The organism is Streptomyces sp. NPDC107538 (genome assembly GCF_055657445.1).
On record NZ_JBVKAY010000016.1, the window covers coordinates 120,781 to 138,192 of the forward strand.

General features: G+C 71.2%; 17 protein-coding genes and 1 pseudogene. 7 read left to right on the forward strand and 11 right to left on the reverse strand.

Features of this window, described 5'->3' with window-relative positions:
* Positions 1-4: 4 nt before the first annotated feature.
* Positions 5-382 (reverse strand): hypothetical protein, encoded by a 378-nt coding sequence (locus ACZ7MG_RS36960; protein WP_471383725.1) that lies wholly within the window; start codon positions 380-382, stop codon positions 5-7.
* A 200-nt stretch (positions 383-582) separates the two neighbouring features.
* Here ACZ7MG_RS36960 and ACZ7MG_RS36965 point away from each other — a divergent pair, with 200 nt between their 5' ends.
* Complete coding sequence (locus tag ACZ7MG_RS36965; RefSeq protein WP_471383722.1) at positions 583-1,059, forward strand: ATP-binding protein; 477 nt, start codon at positions 583-585, stop codon at positions 1,057-1,059.
* 28 nt (positions 1,060-1,087) lie between these two features.
* Here the strand turns inward: ACZ7MG_RS36965 and ACZ7MG_RS36970 are convergent, their stop codons facing one another.
* Positions 1,088-2,158, reverse strand: coding sequence for a YihY/virulence factor BrkB family protein (locus tag ACZ7MG_RS36970; RefSeq protein ID WP_471383719.1), 1,071 nt, complete (start codon positions 2,156-2,158; stop codon positions 1,088-1,090).
* A gap of 148 nt (positions 2,159-2,306) precedes the next feature.
* Here ACZ7MG_RS36970 and ACZ7MG_RS36975 point away from each other — a divergent pair, with 148 nt between their 5' ends.
* The gene (locus ACZ7MG_RS36975; RefSeq protein ID WP_471383716.1) at positions 2,307-3,479 is read left to right on the forward strand and encodes an FUSC family protein; all 1,173 of its coding nucleotides are present in this window, start codon (positions 2,307-2,309) and stop codon (positions 3,477-3,479) included.
* Here the strand turns inward: ACZ7MG_RS36975 and ACZ7MG_RS36980 are convergent.
* The 3 genes from ACZ7MG_RS36980 to ACZ7MG_RS36990 are packed head-to-tail and all read right to left on the reverse strand — an operon-like array spanning position 3,466 to position 6,059.
* Positions 3,466-4,032 carry a cysteine hydrolase family protein gene (locus tag ACZ7MG_RS36980; protein ID WP_471384027.1) on the reverse strand — a complete coding sequence of 189 codons (567 nt, stop codon included), beginning with the start codon at positions 4,030-4,032 and terminating at the stop codon, positions 3,466-3,468. The two genes, ACZ7MG_RS36975 and ACZ7MG_RS36980, sit on opposite strands and share 14 nt — an antisense overlap.
* A 49-nt stretch (positions 4,033-4,081) precedes the next feature.
* On the reverse strand, positions 4,082-4,468 hold the full coding sequence (locus ACZ7MG_RS36985; protein WP_471383713.1) for a hypothetical protein: 387 nt from the start codon (positions 4,466-4,468) through the stop codon (positions 4,082-4,084).
* A gap of 58 nt (positions 4,469-4,526) precedes the next feature.
* Complete coding sequence (locus ACZ7MG_RS36990; protein WP_471383710.1) at positions 4,527-6,059, reverse strand: FAD-dependent oxidoreductase; 1,533 nt, start codon at positions 6,057-6,059, stop codon at positions 4,527-4,529.
* Positions 6,060-6,196: 137 nt separating this feature from the next.
* Between ACZ7MG_RS36990 and ACZ7MG_RS36995 the strand changes: the two genes are divergently transcribed.
* Positions 6,197-6,673: an SRPBCC family protein gene (locus ACZ7MG_RS36995; RefSeq protein ID WP_471383708.1), complete on the forward strand. Its 477-nt coding sequence runs from the start codon at positions 6,197-6,199 to the stop codon at positions 6,671-6,673.
* A gap of 75 nt (positions 6,674-6,748) precedes the next feature.
* Here the strand turns inward: ACZ7MG_RS36995 and ACZ7MG_RS37000 are convergent, their stop codons facing one another.
* The 4 genes from ACZ7MG_RS37000 to ACZ7MG_RS37015 form a co-directional block, all read right to left on the reverse strand.
* Positions 6,749-7,705, reverse strand: a complete 957-nt coding sequence (locus ACZ7MG_RS37000) for an LLM class F420-dependent oxidoreductase (RefSeq protein ID WP_471383705.1) — start codon at positions 7,703-7,705, stop codon at positions 6,749-6,751.
* A 69-nt stretch (positions 7,706-7,774) separates the two neighbouring features.
* Positions 7,775-9,250: an aminotransferase class I/II-fold pyridoxal phosphate-dependent enzyme gene (locus tag ACZ7MG_RS37005; RefSeq protein WP_471383702.1), complete on the reverse strand. Its 1,476-nt coding sequence runs from the start codon at positions 9,248-9,250 to the stop codon at positions 7,775-7,777.
* A gap of 67 nt (positions 9,251-9,317) precedes the next feature.
* Positions 9,318-11,081: a hydroxysqualene dehydroxylase gene (locus tag ACZ7MG_RS37010; protein WP_471383699.1), complete on the reverse strand. Its 1,764-nt coding sequence runs from the start codon at positions 11,079-11,081 to the stop codon at positions 9,318-9,320.
* A 132-nt stretch (positions 11,082-11,213) separates the two neighbouring features.
* Positions 11,214-11,822, reverse strand: a complete 609-nt coding sequence (locus ACZ7MG_RS37015) for a PadR family transcriptional regulator (RefSeq protein ID WP_471383697.1) — start codon at positions 11,820-11,822, stop codon at positions 11,214-11,216.
* A 92-nt stretch (positions 11,823-11,914) separates the two neighbouring features.
* Here ACZ7MG_RS37015 and ACZ7MG_RS37020 point away from each other — a divergent pair, with 92 nt between their 5' ends.
* Both ACZ7MG_RS37020 and ACZ7MG_RS37025 read left to right on the forward strand, forming a co-directional pair.
* Positions 11,915-12,313: a nuclear transport factor 2 family protein gene (locus ACZ7MG_RS37020; protein ID WP_471383694.1), complete on the forward strand. Its 399-nt coding sequence runs from the start codon at positions 11,915-11,917 to the stop codon at positions 12,311-12,313.
* Between the two features lie 626 nt (positions 12,314-12,939).
* Positions 12,940-13,041 (forward strand): annotated as a pseudogene (locus ACZ7MG_RS37025) (IS5/IS1182 family transposase); the annotation flags it as partial.
* Between the two features lie 8 nt (positions 13,042-13,049).
* Here ACZ7MG_RS37025 and ACZ7MG_RS37030 read toward each other — a convergent pair.
* Positions 13,050-14,135, reverse strand: coding sequence for a S66 peptidase family protein (locus ACZ7MG_RS37030; RefSeq protein WP_471946547.1), 1,086 nt, complete (start codon positions 14,133-14,135; stop codon positions 13,050-13,052).
* Positions 14,136-14,446: 311 nt separating this feature from the next.
* Between ACZ7MG_RS37030 and ACZ7MG_RS37035 the strand changes: the two genes are divergently transcribed.
* A complete protein-coding gene (locus tag ACZ7MG_RS37035; RefSeq protein WP_471383688.1) occupies positions 14,447-14,587 on the forward strand; it encodes a hypothetical protein in 141 nt (46 codons plus the stop codon).
* Between the two features lie 116 nt (positions 14,588-14,703).
* Here ACZ7MG_RS37035 and ACZ7MG_RS37040 read toward each other — a convergent pair whose 3' ends face one another.
* Complete coding sequence (locus tag ACZ7MG_RS37040; RefSeq protein WP_471383685.1) at positions 14,704-15,888, reverse strand: magnesium and cobalt transport protein CorA; 1,185 nt, start codon at positions 15,886-15,888, stop codon at positions 14,704-14,706.
* Positions 15,889-16,125: 237 nt separating this feature from the next.
* Here ACZ7MG_RS37040 and ACZ7MG_RS37045 point away from each other — a divergent pair, with 237 nt between their 5' ends.
* Positions 16,126-17,256, forward strand: a complete 1,131-nt coding sequence (locus tag ACZ7MG_RS37045) for a winged helix DNA-binding domain-containing protein (RefSeq protein WP_471383682.1) — start codon at positions 16,126-16,128, stop codon at positions 17,254-17,256.
* The last annotated feature ends 156 nt before the right edge of the window (positions 17,257-17,412 follow it).

Below are 17,412 nucleotides of genomic sequence, written 5' to 3' on the forward strand. Positions count from 1 at the left end.
CGGTTCAGGACGGTCCCGGGGACCCCGACCCCAGATTGATGGACCCATGGATGTCCCGCGCCTGGATCAGGGGGCCGTGGACCGTGCCGCCGACCTCGTTGTGCACGTCCCCCGTGCCGGTGGCCGAGGGCAGGGTGAGGGCTTCGGCCTGGGCGCGCCAGGCGTCGAGCGCCGCGGCGAAGGCGGTGTCCCGGGCGGCGCGCAGCGCCAGTACGTCGGCGAGCTGTCCGGCGCGGGCGGGGTCGTCCCCCGTCCGCGCCAGCGCGTTCAACTCGCCTTCCCCACGGGGTTCCTGTCCTTGGGGCCGACGGGAGACCAGGTCGCGCAGCGAGGCCCAGATCTGCTGACCGGCCGCTCCCGCGGTACCGCCGGCGAGGGCCATCAAAAGCTCCGGTGCGAGCGGGTCCACAGGCGACCTCCGACGGGGGATTCCAGCACCTTGCGGTCCGTTCGAGGATAGGGGACGGGCGGTGCGCGGCCCAGACCCGCTCATGCACCGCTCACGCACCTCCCGGGACCGTGGGCATGCGCGACCTCATCGCGGGTACGCGCGCAGATGCCGGGGGAATGAGGACGGGACACGTGGGATCGGATGCCGAAGGTGACGGCCGTACCGCGCAGGACGAGTACGTGATGCGCGCCGGGTACGCCCTGGACGGGGACAGCGGTTGCATCGCGGACGCGCGCCGGCACGCCGGCGCGTTTCTCGACCGGGCGCGCACCGGGCATCGCGTGCCCGTTCCCGTGCGGGCCAGGGACCTCACCCAGCTCGTGGTCAGCGAACTGGTCACCAACGCCCGCAAGTACGCCCCCGGCCCCGTGCTGCTGGAACTGCGCATCACCGCCGACAGCGTGGACATCGTCGTCTGGGACAGTGACCCCACGGTGCCCGCGGCGCGGGCCGCCGACCCCGACCGGGTGGGCCAGCACGGGCTGGAGATCGTCAAGGCGGTCGCGCAGAAGCTCTTCATCGAACAGGAGCCGGTCGGCAAGCGCGTCACGGCCCGCCTCGCCCTGGCCGACCCGCCCGGCGGCGATCCCGCCGGCCGCCGGAGGTGAGCCCTCGGGCCGCCGGACGGGACACCCCTCAGGACCCGAGACGGCGGCGGTCCTCCTCGTCCCACGCACGCGTGTCGCGCGGTTCGACGTACGGCTCCTCCTCGGGCGGATGGCCACCCGCGAGGGCACGCTGACGTGCCAGTTCCGCGTCGAACTCCAGGCCGAGCAGAATCGCCAGGTTGGTGATCCACAGCCAGACCAGGAAGATGATCACGCCGGCGAGGGTGCCGTAGGTCCGGTTGTACGAGCCGAAGTTGGCCACGTAGAAGGCGAAGCCGGCCGAGGCGACCATCCAGATCACCAGGGCTAGGAAGCTGCCCGGGGTGATCCAGCGGAAGCCGCGGACCTTCGCGTTCGGGGTGGCCCAGTAGAGGAGCGCGATCATCATCGTGACCAGGAGCACCAGCACCGGCCACTTCGCGATCGACCACACCGTGAGCGCCGTGTCGCCGACGCCGAGCGTGGCGCCCACCTCCTTGGCGAGCGCGCCGGTGAACACCACGATCAGGGCACTGATCACGGCCATCACCATCAGCACCACCGTCACGCCGACCCGGACCGGCAGCACCTTCCACACCGGGCGGCCCTCGGGGATGTCGTACACCGCGTTCGCGCTGCGGATGAACGCGGCGACATAGCCGGACGCCGACCACACCGCGAGCACCAGGCCCACGACGGCCATGACCGAGCCGAGCCCGGCCTTGCCCTGCATCTGCTGGACGGCGTTGGTCAGGACGTCCCGCGCGGCGCCCGGGGCGAGTTGCTGGATGTTGTCCAGCACCTGCTGGGTCGCCGACCGTCCGACGATCCCGAGCAGGGACACGAGCGCCAGCAGAGCGGGGAACAGGGCCAGGATCCCGTAGTAGGTCAGGGCCGCCGCCCGGTCGGTCAGCTCGTCCTTCTTGAACTCCTTCAAGGTGCGCTTCAGCACCGCTCCCCAGGAGCGCCTGGACAGGTCGGTGGGGCTGTCCGGCGCCTGCCGTTCGACCCGCTCGTCCGGCCCGGCGGTCACCGGCCCCTGTCCGCTCCCGTTCCCGTCCTCACGGTCGGCCGCGGTGCGCCCGCCGTGCTGTCCATGCCTTTTCACTGTCCGAACCATGCGCCCCGGGTATCCGCCCCCGCACCACCCATTCCTTGAATCCGACTAATCCAACTAATCCGACTAACTCCAATAAAAGGGGTGAAAGGTGTGGAGGAAATCGTGGTCGGTGAGTGCAACTCGCTCCTGACGTGGCACCTGCTGTGCCATGGAGTGGACGCGGAGGGCGGTCCGGGCCGCCCGGGGCGGTGCCGGGACGGCCGTGACGACGGTGCGGCGGGCGTGGGCGGCGCCGGGCCGGGAGCGGGATCTGGTGGCACAGGCCGGCAAGGCGGCCCTCGCCGCCTGGGTGGCGTGGGCGGTCGCGGGCTGGTGGCTCGCGGCCCCGATGGCGTTCGTGGCGCCCTGGGTCGCGGTCGTCCTGGTGGAGTCGACGGTGTACCGGTCCGTCGCGCACGGGCTGCAGCAGCTCGGCGCGATCGCGGTGGGCACGGTGGTGGCGACCGGGGTGGCGCTGGCGCTGGACAGCACGATGGTCACGATGGCCCTGGTCCTGCCGACGGTACTGCTGCTGGGGCAGTGGCAGCGGCTGGGCAGCCAGGGCGTCTACGCCGCCACCGGCGCCCTCTTCGTGCTGACCGGCGGTCAGGTCACCGTCACCGGGTCGGCCGCGCGGATCGCGGAGGCGGTCTTCGGAGCGGTGGTGGGCGTCGCGGTCAACGCGCTGATCAGGCCCCCGGTGTATCTGCGCGACGCCCGCTCCGCGCTTCAGGACGCGGCCCGCGAGGCGCGGGAGATCCTCGACGCGGTGGCCGACGGACTGGCCGGCGAGGACTGGGACGGCCAGGCCGCCGGACACTGGCACGAGCGCGCCCTGCATCTGGACCGCCTGGTCGACCAGGCCCGTTCGGCGATCGGCTGGAGCCACGAGAGCATGCGCGTCAATCCGCGGGGCCGCCGGGGGCGGACCCTGTCCCCGCCCGGCGACGGCTACGCCGACGCGCTGGTCGTGCTCGACCACGTGGCCGTCCACACCTCGGGCGTGACCCGGACGGTGTGGGAGAACGCGACGACCGGCACGAAGGCGGCCCGCCCCGCCGGGGCGATCACCCACGCCTACGCGGACTTCCTGCGCGACACGGCGGACGCCATCGGGCTGTACAGCCGCACCCGGTTCGCCCCGAGCGGCCACGACGACGCCGCCGCGCGGGAACTCCGCGAGGCGGTCGAGGGGCTCCACCGCACGCTGGACGCGTTCCGCCGCCCGCTGCCGGGAGCCGTGGCCGACGACCCCGACGCGCTGGTGGTCTACGGCACGCTGCTGGCCCAGGCGCACCGCCTCGCGGACCAGCTCGTGCCGGAGCGGGTCAGTGGTCCGTAGCGAAGTCGATCTCCTTCGCCGTGACGATCCGGGCGTTCATGTTGCGTTCCATCATCTCCAGGGCGGCGGACTCCAGACGAGGGTGGATGGAGGCGACGGCGTCCCGGGGCACCGTGACCTCCAGATGGCGGATGTGCGCGTCCAGGGCGGAGTAGAGGACACACTGCTCGGTGACCTGTCCGGTGAGCACCACGTGTCCGACGCCCCACCGCCACAGGAGGTAGGCCAGGGGCGTCTCGTAGAACGCGGAGTGGCGGGCCTTGACCACGAAGAGCGACTCGTCGTCGGGCCGTATCGGCTCGATCAGGTCCGCGTGCGGGCGGGACAGCGCGAGGTTCACGAGTTCGCCGTGGTGGGAGCGCCACGATCCGAAGTTGTCGTTCGCGTAGATCACCGGTACGTCCGCCCGGCGGGCCCGGCCGATCAGCTCCGCGAGCACGGGAACGACCTCCCGGACGGACGGCACCAGCAGCTCGGCGTCCTCGTGGTCATAGGTGTTGATCATGTCGATCACGACGAGCGCGAGCCCCGCCGGGTCCGTGGACCGGTCCATGTCCTCGCCCCGCGCCGCCGGCCCGTCCGGCCGGTCACGCACGGGCTCGTCAGCCCGAGTGCCGCCCGGGCGGCGGGTCCTGGGGGTCGACGCCGGTCCCGGAGGAGGCGTCCCTGGTGCCGCTGGGGCGCCGGGAGCGGCCCTTGGGCCCGGTGTCGCGCCGGCCCTTCTCCTCCTCGTCGGCGTACTCCTCGCCCCGGGTACTGGTGCTCTTCACCGTGTCACCCGGTACGGACCTCGACTCCTCCTTGGACTTGGTCCGGCCCGGTCCCTTCCCGCCGCCGTGCTCGGCGGTGTGGAAGGACCTGCGGGCGCTCGGGTTGTCCTGCTGTCGGGTCTCGTCCACGTCGGGAGACCAGCCGTGCTGTTCGGTGCCCTGGTGACGGCTGGGGCCCCGACCGTGCGACGGTTCGGACGTGTGCGGCTTCTTCGTCATGGGGCGACCTGCTTTCGGCGAGGGCGGCGCGTGCGCGTCGCCGTGGGGTGGTTCGTTGCTAGTCGGGGATGTCGTGTTCCTCCAGGGGGTGTGCGGCGGGGCCCTGGAGGATCCGTCCGTCCGGGGCGAAGCGGGAGCCGTGGCACGGGCACTCCCAGGCCTGCTCCGCGTCGTTGAAGGCCACGAGGCAGCCGAGGTGGGTGCAGCGTGCCGAGAGCGCGCGGAGCGTTCCGTTCTCGTCCCGGTGGAGGGCGTAGTGCCGTCCGCCCCGGCGCACCACCGCGCCGTGGCCCGGCGGGATGTCGTCCGGCGCGGGTGCCGTCACGGACGGCAGCCGGTCGCCGACGAAGTGCCGGGCCACCTGGGCCTGGTGCTTCAGGAACGACGTCCCCTCACGGACCACGGACGCCAGACGGCGCGGGTCGTAGAGACGGTGCCAGGCGGGCGGGCTGCCGTTGATCAGATCGCTGAGCAGACCGCCCGCCATGATGCCGCCGCTCAGGCCCCAGCCGCCGAAGCCGGTGGCCACATAGGCGTGCCGGCTGCCGGGACGCAGCGGGCCGACCAGCGGTACGGAGTCGGTGGAGTCGTTGTCCTGGGTGGCCCAGCGGTGGGTGAAGGTGAGCCCGCCGAAGCGGTCCTCGGCCCAGCCGGACAGCCGGGCGAACCGCTCCTCGACATCGGCGGTGCCGGGGGTGAAGTGCTCCCCGGTGACGATCAGCAGCCGTTCGCCGTCGCGGTACGGGGCGCTGCGCACGGAGCGGGTGGACAGTTCCGGCGTGATGTACATGTCGCGCGGGGCGCGGTCCTCGGCGACGGGCGCGGCCACCACGAGTTCCCGGCGTGAGCTGAGACGGGTGAACAGCAGGGCCCGGTCGAAGACGGGGTAGTGGGTGGCGATCACGACGTCGGCGGCGCGGATCGCGACACCGGAATCCGTCCGCAGGGTGCACGGCTCGCCCTCGGTGAGGCCGACGACACGTGTTCCCTCGTACACCGTGCCGCCGCGGCGGCGCAGATCGTCGGCGAGCGCCAGCAGGTACTTACGGGGATGGAACTGGGCCTGCCCGCTCACCCGGACCGCCCCGGCGACCGCGAACGGCAGCTCCGTCCCGGTCACGAACTCGGCCGGCAGCCCCGCCTCCCGCGCGGCGGCGGCCTCCGCCCGCAGGGCGCCCACCTGCCGTGGGTCCTCCGCGTAGGTGCAGGCCGCGGCCTCCTCCCAGTCGCAGTCGATGCCGAGTTCGCCGACGATCTCGTGGGCGTGCCGGATCGCCGCGCTCTGCGAGGCCGCGTACAGCCGTGCGCCCTCGGGGCCGCGGGTGCGGCGCAGCCGGTCGTAGACCAGCGTGTGCAGCGCGGTCAGCTTGGCGGTCGTGTGGCCGGTGACCCCGGCGGCGATCCGGTCGGCCTCCAGCACCGCCACCTCCCGCCCCTGCCGGACCAGCTCCCAGGCCGTACTGAGTCCGGCGACACCACCACCGATCACCGCGACCTCGACCTCGAGGTCACCGGTGGGCGGGGGAGCGGGTTCGCCGGGCGGTGCGGTCTGCAGCCAGTACGAGCCCTGAAGCCCGGTCTCGGTGTCCATGGGGCCCGAGTGCCCCCGCTGATTCGCGATACGCCCCGATATGCGGGTCTTCATTCCGTGCGGTCCGGGTACCCGGCGTCATGCGGAACGACCGCGGTACCCGCCGCCGGCGGTACGACCGACAGTGAGGAGGAACGATGAGCACGGTGAAGGAAGCGGTGGACGTCGAGGTCCCCGTCCACACCGCCTACAACCAGTGGACGCAGTTCGAGGAGTTCCCGCACTTCATGGAGGGCGTCGAGGAGGTGCGGCAGCTCGACGAACGGCACAACCACTGGACGACCAGCATCGGCGGGGTCCGGCGCGAGTTCGACACCGAGATCGTCGACCAGATGCCGGACGACCGGATCACCTGGCGGGTCGTCGACGGCGACACCCGGCAGCGGGGATCGGTCCGGTTCGAACGCCTGGACGACACCCACACCCGGGTGGAGCTGACCATGGACGTCGAGCCCACCGGTATGGCCGAGAAGGGCGCGGACATGCTCGGCATGATCGACCGCCGGGTGAAGGGAGACCTGCACCGCTTCAAGGACTACATCGAGGGCCGCGGGGGAGAGACGGGCGCCTGGCGCGGCCGGATCCGCCCCGAGAACCCCGGCTCGCCCATCTGATCCGAACCACCGACGGGAAGGACCGGGCGGCTGTGCACAGCCGCCCGGTCCTTCCCGTCCATCCGCCGATCGCGCTCAGGCCCGCAGCCGCGGCAGGATCTTCGTGCGGTAGAAGTCGAAGAAGCCCTGCTGGTCCTTGCCGATCTGATTGACGTACACGGTGTCGAAGCCCGCGTCGACGAACGCGGCCAGCGCCTCGACATGCGCGTCCGGGTCGTCGCCGCACGGTACGGCGGCGGCCACCTGGTCCTCGGTGACCAGCTCGGACGCCTGCTCGAAGTGGCGTGGGGTCGGCAGGATCTGCGGGAGCTCCCCGGGCAGCCGCTCGTTGGGCCACAGCCGGTGCGCGGTGCGGAGCGCCTCCTCCCGGTCCGGGCCCCAGCACACCTTGAGCCCGCCCTGCACCGGGTCGGCGCCCCCGCCGCCGCGGCGGAAGCGTTCGACCAGGGCGGCGTCGGGCGTCATCGTGATCAGCCCGTCGCCGACGCGGGCGGCGACCTCGGCGGCCTGCGGCCCGAAGGCGGAGACGTCGATGGGCACCGGCTCGTCGGGCAGCGTGTACAGACGGGCGTTCTCCACCGTGTAGTGCTTGCCGCGATGGCTCGTCTGCTCCCCGGTGAACAGCTTCCGGATGATCTGCAGCGACTCCTCCAGCATCTCCAGCCGTACGGACGCCTCGGGCCAGGGGGTACCGAGGATGTGCTCGTTGAGGGCCTCGCCGGTGCCCACCCCGAGCCGGAAGCGCCCGCCCAGCAGCGCGGCGCTGGTCGCCGCCGCCTGGGCGATCACGGCCGGATGCGTGCGTACGAGGGGGCAGGTCACCGCCGTCTCGACGGGCAGCGAGACGGCCTGCGACAGGGCGCCGATCACCGTCCACACGAACGGACTCTGACCCTGGTGGTCGTTCCACGGGTGGTAGTGGTCGGAGATCCAGAGCGAGTCGAAGCCGGCCTGCTCGGCCATCCTGGCCTGCTCGACGAGTTCTGCGGGGGTGTGCTCCTCGCACGACAGGAAGTATCCGAACGCGGGCATCGTCTCTCCAGGTGGAGCGTGGGGCGGTGGTTCCGGGATCGTGCCGTCGAGTACCCCGTGGTCCGGGGCCTAACGGTCCTCGGCGACGACCCGTACGGTCTCCAGGCGCCGGTCGGCCGCGTCCGGCAGGAACATCCCCGCCTCGACCCCGGTCACCAGGTACCGCAGCACGGGCTCGGTCAGCCGCTCGCCGGGCAGGACGACGGGGATGCCCGGCGGATACGGCGTGATCATCTCGGCGGCGACGCGGCCGGCGGCCTCGGCGACGGGAACCTTCGCGTGCCGCGCGAAATAGGCGTCCCGGGGCAGCCGGGCCTGGTCCATGCGCAGCTCGGCCGGGGACGGGACGGCGACCTGAGGGGCGTCCCGCAGCTCGTCGGCGTGGTCGGCCAGATCGCCCAGGGCGGTGAGGAGCCGCTCGGCGGTCTCCTCGTCGTCGGCGTGGGTGAACTGCGCGCTGACCCGCCGGTGGTCGAAGAGATGGGTGTCGAGGTGATGGTGCGCGCGCAGCCAGTCGGCGGCGCGGTAGCCGCTGGTGCCCAGGTCGCCGATGTCCATGACGACCGGCAGGGGATCGAAGTCATGGGCCAGGCCGGGGCCGCAGAAGTCGTGCGCGTCGTTGACGTGGAAACCGTCGATCGCCTCGATGGCCGTGCGGGTGCGTGCGGCCAGCTTCAGGGCCCGGCCCATGAGTTCGTGACCGTGCTCGACCATCTGCCGGCGCCAGGCGTCGATACCCGCGTACAGCAGGACGTTGGGGCTGGTCGTGCCGAGGAGGTCGGCCCGCGAGGCCAGTTCGGCGGGATCGACGAGGTCGCCCCGGAGGTGGAACACCGAGCCCTGCTCCAGACCGCTGCCCATCTTGTGGATGCTGGTCACACAGATGTCGGCGCCCGCGTCCATGGCCCAGGACGGCAGGTCCTCGTGGAACGGCAGATGCGCTCCCCACGCCTCGTCCACGACGAGAGGCTTCCCCCGGCGGTGGCAGACCTCGGCGATCCCGCCGAGATCGGCGGCGGCGCCGTACGGCGTGGGGCTGGTGACCAACGCGCCGTCGGCGTCGGGATGTTCACCGAACGCCTTCTCGTACGCGGCGGCGGACGGCGGGTGGGCCAGGTGCCGGGTGGCGTCCCACTGCGGCTCCACCCAGACCGGCTCGACGCCCGACAGGATGAGCCCGGCGATCACCGACTTGTGCGCGTCGCGCCCGACGAGGAGCCGGTGCTCCGGGCGGGTCACCGCCAGCATCGCCGCCTTCACCGACAGGGAACTCCCGCACGTCGAGAAGTACGTGTGGTCCGCGTGCACGGCGTCGGCCATGAGTTCCTCGGCCCGCGCCAGGACCCCGCCCCGGGTGAGCCGGTCGTCGAGGCCGCCGCCCGCGAGTACGTCACCGTGGAAGACGGCATCACCCAGGACCGCACGGGCGCGTGGATCCGCGCCCCGCGCCTGCTTGTGACCAGGGGGAGTGAACCCCAGCTCGTCGGTGTTCCGGTACCGGGCCAGCGCATCGAGGACGGGCGCCTCGTCATGATTCGGACGCATGGCACGCCGGGTTCCCCCCTCACCGCCGGCTACGCGCCCTGCCGGTCTCAGGGCGAGGGCGACGCGGTCAGCCGATGTCGAAGAGATTCGGCAGCCCGAGGAGGTATCGGGTGCGGTCGTGGCGTTTGAGCGGTTCGAACTCGGGGGCCCGGTACAGCGGGGTGACGGTGCAGCGCTCGGCGGCCGAACCGACCTCGTCCAGCAGGGCGTTGACGGCCTGCCGCGCCGAGGTGTTGGCGCCCTCCATGGTGGCCAGGTCGATGGGGACGGCCACGTAGTCGCCGGAGAGGAAGAGGTTGGGGATCCGGGTCGCCGACCGCGGACGGTGGTGGAAGGTGCCCGTCGGATGGATGAGCAACTGCTCGTCGTTGACCGGGTTCGGGGTGCCGAGTCCGTCCACGGCCGGGTCGAGGAACCAGGAGTGCAGCACGGAGTCCTTCAGGACCGTACGGCCGCTGTCGTTGAGCGACGCCTTCAACTGCGCCCACACCTCGCGGGCGACCTCGGTGCGGGTGCACTGCTTGGCCGTCTTCCCGTACAGGATGCCCGGCCTGTCCCACTCGGAGACGTCCACGGACAGGCAGTCCGCGACCGTGCCGTCACCGAAGTCCGCCGGGAAGTCGTGGCGCGGCCAGTGCTGGGCCTGGGCGATCGCGGTCAGTGACCAGGGGGAGTCGATGAGGTCGAGATGGCCGTGCAGGATCGGCGTCCGTTCGGTCAGATAGAACTGGATGCCGGTCATCCAGTCCGTCTCCAGCCGGTCGCACGCGGCCAGTTGGGGGTCGGCGGCCCGCACGGCGGAGTTCCAGGTGCGGCGGGCGTGCTCGACCGGCATGGCGGAGATGTAGTGGTCGGCGGTGACGGTCCGGCGGGCGCCCTCCGGGTCCTCCAGGACGGCCCCGGCGATCCGGCCCGCGTCCAGCGCCAGATCCCGTACGGTCCAGCCGACCCGGAACTCGACCCCGAGCGACCGCAGATGGGCCACCCAGGGGTCGATCCAGGCCTCGTTGGTGGGCCCGTCGAGGATCCGGTCGAGCGGCCCGTCCGCACCCCGGCCGAGGAGGTTGAAGGCGAAGGCCTCCAACAGGGTCGCCACCGTACGGGTGCTGGCCTCCTCGGCCTTGGTGGCCACGATGTTGCGGGTGATGCCGACGGCCAGGATGCGCTGGTAGTCGTACGACATCCGCCCGGCCCGTACGAACTCCCACCACGGTGTCCGCTCCCACACCTCGTCGCGGCGTTCGTCGCAGCTGGTGAGGAAGACCAGGAAGCGGTTGGCGAAGTAGAGGGCTTCGTGGAGCGGGAGGTTGAAGGCGGTGTCCAGGACGGAGGTGAGGGCGCGGCGGATCTCGTCGGGGGTGAGTTCGGCCGGGGTGGCACCGGGCCAGGGCAGCGGGATCCGGATGTCCTCGCGGCCACCCGCCCGGGCGAAGAGCATCTCCTTGGGCGCGACGAGGTTGTCGTGGACACCGCCCGGGTTGCCGGGGAAGGGGATGCGCCGCATGGTGTCGGGCAGGTTGTGATAGATGCCGGGGATGAAGCGGAAGCCGTGCTCCCCGGGCAGGGGGGCCCGGCCGCCCGTGGCGCTGTCCGGTACGTCCATGCTGCGGGCCTTGCCGCCGAGCGCCTTGCGTTCGTAGACCGTCACCCGGAAGCCGCGCTCGGCGAGTTCGTGCGCGGCCGTGAGCCCGGCGACACCCCCGCCCAGCACGGCCACGCTCTGCGCGGCGGCGCCACCGCGGGCCGCGGCCCGCTGCGGAACCCCGAGCGCCGCCCCACCCCCGGCGACCGCGGCCGTACCCAGGAACCCTCTGCGCGTGGTGCCGCCCATCCCCTACCCCTTACCATCGGTAACAGTAGGCGCACGAGGATATGAGCACCTCCCTGATCCCGGAAGGCGCCCGACGAGGCTCGGATCACTTTGGCTCGATGCGGATAGGTGCGTAGTTGACTATGGGGACGGTCAGCCGGATGTGCCGCCGACCCGGCCGCCGACCCGGCCGTCGGCTTCGGTGGCAGCCGAACGCTGCGCGAGCCTGCGAAGCGCGATGTCCCCCCACTGAAGGTTCTCCCGCTCGAACGACATCCCGCGCAGAAGGGTGAGATACGGGCCGACGCGCTCGGCCTCGGCGAAGTACGCCTCCTCGGAGCGCCCGTCGAGCAGACGCTGCCGGAGCCGCTCGTAACGGGCGAGCTTGGCGGTCGCCCACTCCATGCGCTCGGAGACGGACCTGCGGACCGCGTCGATGTCGCCCGCGTCCACGCACTGCACCTTGACCAGCAACTCGTCCCGGATCACGGCCGGTTTGCCCAACGGCTCGGCGGTGTACGCGTGGACGGCCTCCCGCCCGGCCGCCGTCAGGGAGAACAGCCGCTTGTTGGGGCGGCGCTCCTGCTCGACGACGCGGGCCGTGACCAGTCCTTCGGCCTCCATGCGCTCCAGCTCGCGGTAGAGCTGCTGGGGCGTCGACATCCAGAAGTTGGCGACCGTCGCGTCGAACCCCTTCGCGAGGTCGTACCCGGACGCCTCGCCCTCCAGCAGTGCGGCCATCACCGCGTTCCGCAAAGCCATGAGCGGCACGCTAGCACCGCCCATGGACAAGGCGCGCGTTCCCTTCTACTCTCCCCTTCACCTACTCAATTTTTTACCTATGGAGGTGGCTCATGCATCCGTTCCGCAAGGCTGTCGAGGGCGGCGACATGGACGCCGTGGCCGCACTGCTGTCCGACGACGTCGTCTTCACCAGCCCGGTCGCCTTCAAGCCGTACCCGGGCAAGGCGATCACCGCGGCGATCCTGCGTGCCGTGTCCCGCGTCTTCGAGGACTTCACCTACATCCGCGAGATCGCCAACCCGGACGGCCGCGACCACGCTCTCGTCTTCACCGCCACCGTCGCCGGCAAGCAGCTCCAGGGCTGCGACTTCCTCCACTTCGACGAGAGCGGCAAGATCGACGAGTTCACGGTGATGGTCCGCCCCCTCTCCGCCGCCCAGGCCCTGTCCGAGGCCATGGCCGCCCAGTTCGCCCAGATCGCCCACGAAGCCGCCGATCACCAGCGGTGACGCACAGCCAGTCCCGGCCCCCCATGAGACCGATCGCGAGCGGTGCGTGTCTTGGTCCTGCGCGGGCATTGTGTCTCGGGCAGCACGCCTGGCAACCGCGGGAGGACTCATGCAGGGGGGCCTCAGAGAGCGGCAGGCCGGTGCTGAAGCCGGCCCGTCGATAGGCGGCTTGGGTCAGAATGCAGCCATGGTTGCGATCATCAAGTGCGAGGGCTTCGAGTACGAAGACGTCAGGGCCCTCGAGGAGATCTATCGGTCCCGCCGTCTCGAGTACGAGTGGACACTCATACGCAAGGAAGAGCTCTTCAAGGGACGCCACTTGGTCCTGATCGCAGCGCAAGACAGGTATGGACGCTACGAGGTCAAGTACGTAGGCAAGTGCGTGCGCGGCCGCAAGGCGGCAGACTCGGTGAAGCAGTTGCGAGTCACGTATGTCCGCCCTCTGCAAGTTCCGGTGCTGTTGTCTGAGCTGCTCGAAGCTGTACCGAGACATCTGCAGCGCCACCTTGTCACGGAGGGGCAGCAGACCAAGACCGCAGGCTCAGAGTTGAGGCGCCTCCTTCTGGAGCGACGCTCCGAAGCACGCGATGCTCTCGATGAGATCGAAGGCGCCATCTCTCCGCCGCCGCTGGGACAAGCTCTCCGCAGGCCAGAAGGCCGTCAATCGCGCTCACGCAAAGATCCGCGCGCTCGGCGAGCAAGCCATGGCGACCCTCAAGACCTGGCGGTTCCATCCTCACTGATCCGCGTTGCTCAACCGACCGGTCGCGTCGCCACGAGCACGTACTACCGGTTCGAGCAGCGACAACGTCCTTTCCTCCGCGTCGAGGGCGACGCGGACGCCGACCGGCATCGGCAGATTCGGGCCCGCGTGGCCGACATCGAAGTTGCCCAGGATGGGGATGTCGCGGTCCCCGAGGACGTCGAGGACGATCTCAGCCAGGCTCGGGGAGCCGTCTGGTGAGTCGAGCCCGTCGATCGCCTCCGGAACTCCCACGACCATGCCGGCTATCCGATCGAGGATGCCGCTGTGGCGCAATACCTGGAGGTAGTTCCACACGTACGATGCCTGGCCGCCCGCCTCCTCCCAGAACAGGACCGCGCCGTCGAAGCATTCGAGCGGCAGCGCGAAGGGCGTCGCCTGCGCCAGCACCAGGCGGTTGATGACGCCGCCGATCAGCGGACCTTCGGCACGCCCGGCACGCCAGCATTCCCACGACGGACTGGCAGGCAGCGCACCGATCGGCTCCGTGTCCGTCAGCAGCGTCGCGTACAGCTTCCCCAGCTCCGTCCGGCGGGCCGCGGACGCTCTTTGCCAGTGCCCGCCGAGACCGGACGTGGCCACGTCGGCATGGACACCGACCAGGCCCGTGCGCGCGTAGAGCACCAAGTGAAGCAGGGAGATGTCGCTGTAGCCGAGGATCGGTTTGGGGTCGGCCCTGATCGCGTCGAAGTCGATCAGGTCGAGGTACCCGAATACTGTCTGGCCACCGTCGTGCGCGACGATCGCGCGCACCTCGGGGTCACGCAGCAGACTGTTGAACTCCTTGGCGATCTCGTCCGGCCGCGCCGCGCTCCACCAGTGGTGCCGTGCAGCTTCGAGAAGCGGCGCGAGCCGCACACGGAATCCCATCCGTTCGATCTCGGCCACGGCCCGTGCGAGATCGGGCGCGTATCTGGCATCGAGCGGCCCGGACAGCGCCGCGACGACGACAAGGTCTCCGGGCACGAGGGCCCGAGGCCGCAGCAGTTGGGAGGGCCGGGGCAGTGCGGTGAGAGTCACCGAGGAAGTATCCCGGCGCCTTGCAACGACGTGCGACACATTTACCGATCGGCTCCCTCCGCAGGTTGGAAAGAGCTCAGTGCCCCGTTGGTCCGGCGCGCCACGTACGTCTACTGGTTCGGCGGGGCACCTTCCGCTGAGGCGGGCTGGCCGGTGATCTCCCGAGTCGGGGACGCCGCCCGCCCATCCGTCGCCAGCCTGTGGGCGGCCTGCCCGGAGACAATCGAGCCCCCGCACCGGACACGTCCGCACGTCCCGATCTGCCCGATGGGCCTCCTGCCGGCGTCCCCAGATGTGGATTGCTCGGACTTTCCCGGTCCCGTGTGGGTCGGCCCCGAGGATCTGCACCCTTGACCCAGACGGTGACGGCGTCGCCTGCGATACCAACGGAAGGCGTTGCGCTGATCCGTGCCGAACATCCCGGCCACCCGATGCCCGCCATGCTCGACGCCTCCACGGCCACGGCGCCGGTCGCGGTCGTCGAGGAGTAGCGCAGGACCACCGGCAATTCCCCACCGCGCACTATGGCGGCCCGGTGCGCTGCCGCGATGGATGCCAAAACCCCTGGTCAGGTAGGGGCAGCGGCTGGAGGCGCGATCGCCTGAGCTTAGAGCCAGTCCCGCCGCTTGAAAATCAGGTACAGGCTTACGCAAACTACCCCCATCAAGCCGATCGCGAAGGGGTATCCGAAGCTCCAGCCCAACTCGGGCATGTGGTCAAAGTTCATGCCGTAGATGGTTCCTACGAGTGTGGGAGCGAAGAGAATCGCCGCCCACGACGAGATTTTCTTGATCTCCTCGTTCTGTTCGAAGCCGGCCTCGGCCAAGGCCCGCATCTCCGCGTTCTGTTGCTGGGTGACGAGGGTGGCGTTGACTGTGAGGATCTCGGTGAGGGCCTGGCGGAAGCCGTCGACGCGTTCGCTGGTGTGGGTGACGTGGTCGGCGACGTCGCGGAGGTAGCGCTGGAGTTCGTCGTCCGTCTCGTACTTGATGAAGCCGGCCATCAGGCCGTGGAGCATGCCGACGAGGGGACGCGTGGCGCGCTGGAACTCGACCATCTCGCGGGAGAGTTCGTAGATACGGCGGGAGACCTCCGGGTCGCCGCGGAAGACCTCCGTCTCGATCTCGTCGACGTCGTTCTGGACCCCGGCCACCACGGGCGCGTAGCCGTCGACCACCGCGTCCAGGATCGCGTAGAGCACCGCCTCGGGGCCGAGCTTCAGCAGCTCCGGCGTCTCCTCCATCCGGCGGCGCACCGCCGACAGGTCGGGTGCCGCGCCGTGCCGGACCGTGATGACGAAGTCCGGCCCCACGAACACGTGCAGCTCGCCGAAGTCGACCTCCTCGGGCGCGTCGAGGTAGCGGGCGGCGCGCAGCACGACGAAGAGGGTGTCGCCGTACCGCTCCAGCTTGGGGCGTTGATGCGCCTCCATCGCGTCCTCGACGGCGAGCGGGTGCAGGTCGAACTCGGCGGCCAGGGAGAGGAGTTCACCCTCGGTCGGGCGGGCCAGCCCGATCCACGCCATGCCCGCCGGTTCCTCCCGCAGCTCCCGGTACGTGTCCGCGAGCGTGGCGGGGGAGGAGACGCGTACGCCGTCCTGGTACAGCGCCGCCTCGACGACGCTGTCCGCCCGCTCGGCCGTGGCCGCCGACGTCGCGTCCTTACGGGGTGCCGGAGGGTCGGCCGGTGGTGCCGACGGAGGGGGCAGGGCGCGGCGCCAGCCGGACTTCCGGCCGCCCCTCGGAGCCGGGCCGGTGCTCTTCGCGGCCGGGCGGGCGCGTCGATCGGCCATCGCGGATGCCTCCCGAATAGCGCGTACACGTACGACTGTGTGATCACCGAGCAGGATATACGGGGCAAACGGCGCGAGAGCGGTGGGGGAGGGGGGAGAGAGGGAGAGAGGGGGAGAGGAGGAGAGAGGGGAGAGGAGGGGTCTTCGACCACCGGGCTGCGGAGACGCGGACGGGAACAGGACCGTCGCGGACGTCGAGGACAGAAACTGTCCGCAACGCTCGCTACCGTGCACAGCATGACGAACAAGGCGCCCCAGACCGCCCCCGCTCCCCGGCTCGGCACCGACGCGCTCAACCGCGCGACCCTGGCCCGGCAGTTGCTGCTGCACCGGGCGCCCCTGTCGGCCCAGGACGCCATCACACACCTGCTCGGGCTGCAGGCGCAGAACGTCCGGCCGCCCTACTACGCGCTCGCCGCCCGCCTGGACGGCTTCGCGCCCGAGCGGCTGTCGACGCTCATGGCCGACCGCGAGGTCGTCCGTATCGTCACCATGCGGTCCACGATCCACACGCACACCGCCGAGGACTGCCTGACCCTGCGGCCCTTGGTGCAGCCGGCCCGGGAGCGGGAGCTGCAGCTGTTCCGGAAGGGGCTGGCCGGGGTCGATCTCGACCGGCTCGCGGTGATCGCGCGGGAACTCGTCGAGGAGGAGCCGCGCACCCTGAAGCAGTTGCGCGAGGCCCTGCTCGTGGAGTGGCCCGACGCCGACCCGCAGGCCCTCGGTGTCGCCGCGCGGTGCCGGCTGCCGCTGGTCCAGGTCACCCCGCGCGGTCTGTGGGGGAGGAGCGGCCAGGTCGCGCTGACCACCGCCGAGCACTGGCTCGGCCGGCCCGCCGGGGAGGCCCCGGCGCCGGAGACCGTCGTCCGGCGCTATCTCGCCGCCTTCGGGCCCGCCTCCGTGAAGGACATGCAGACCTGGGCCGGACTGACCCGGCTGCGCGAGGCGTTCGAGCGGCTGCGCCCCGAGCTGGTCACCTTCCGGGACGACCGCGGCACCGAACTCTTCGATCTGCCGGACGCGCCCCGCCCCGACCCGGAGACCCCGGCCCCGCCCCGGCTGCTCCCCGAGTTCGACAACCTGCTCCTGTCCCACGCGGACCGCTCCCGCGTGGTCCCGCAGGACCTCAAGGGCCGTACCTGGCAAGGGAACCAGGCCCACCGGACCTTCCTCGTCGACGGGTTCCTCGCCGGTATCTGGAAGCTCGACGCCGGCGTCCTCACCCTCGAACCCTTCGGTCGCCTCACCAAGGAACAGCGGTCCGGACTCGTCACGGAGGCGGAGCGCACACTCACCACCCTGCACGGCGACGCGGACGACGCCGGCCCGTACGACATCCGCTTCGGCACCGTGGCCCCGGCCGCGTAAGCCCGTAATACCGGCCCGCGTCGGTCCGGGGCCCGCGCCGCGTAACACCCGTAGCCCGCCCGGACATTGGAGAGGGGGCGCCGCGAACCGCTCGTGGCAGGTTCGCGGCGCCCCCTGCTGGGTCCTGAGGCAGTACCTCAGGAGTCCATGGCCCGG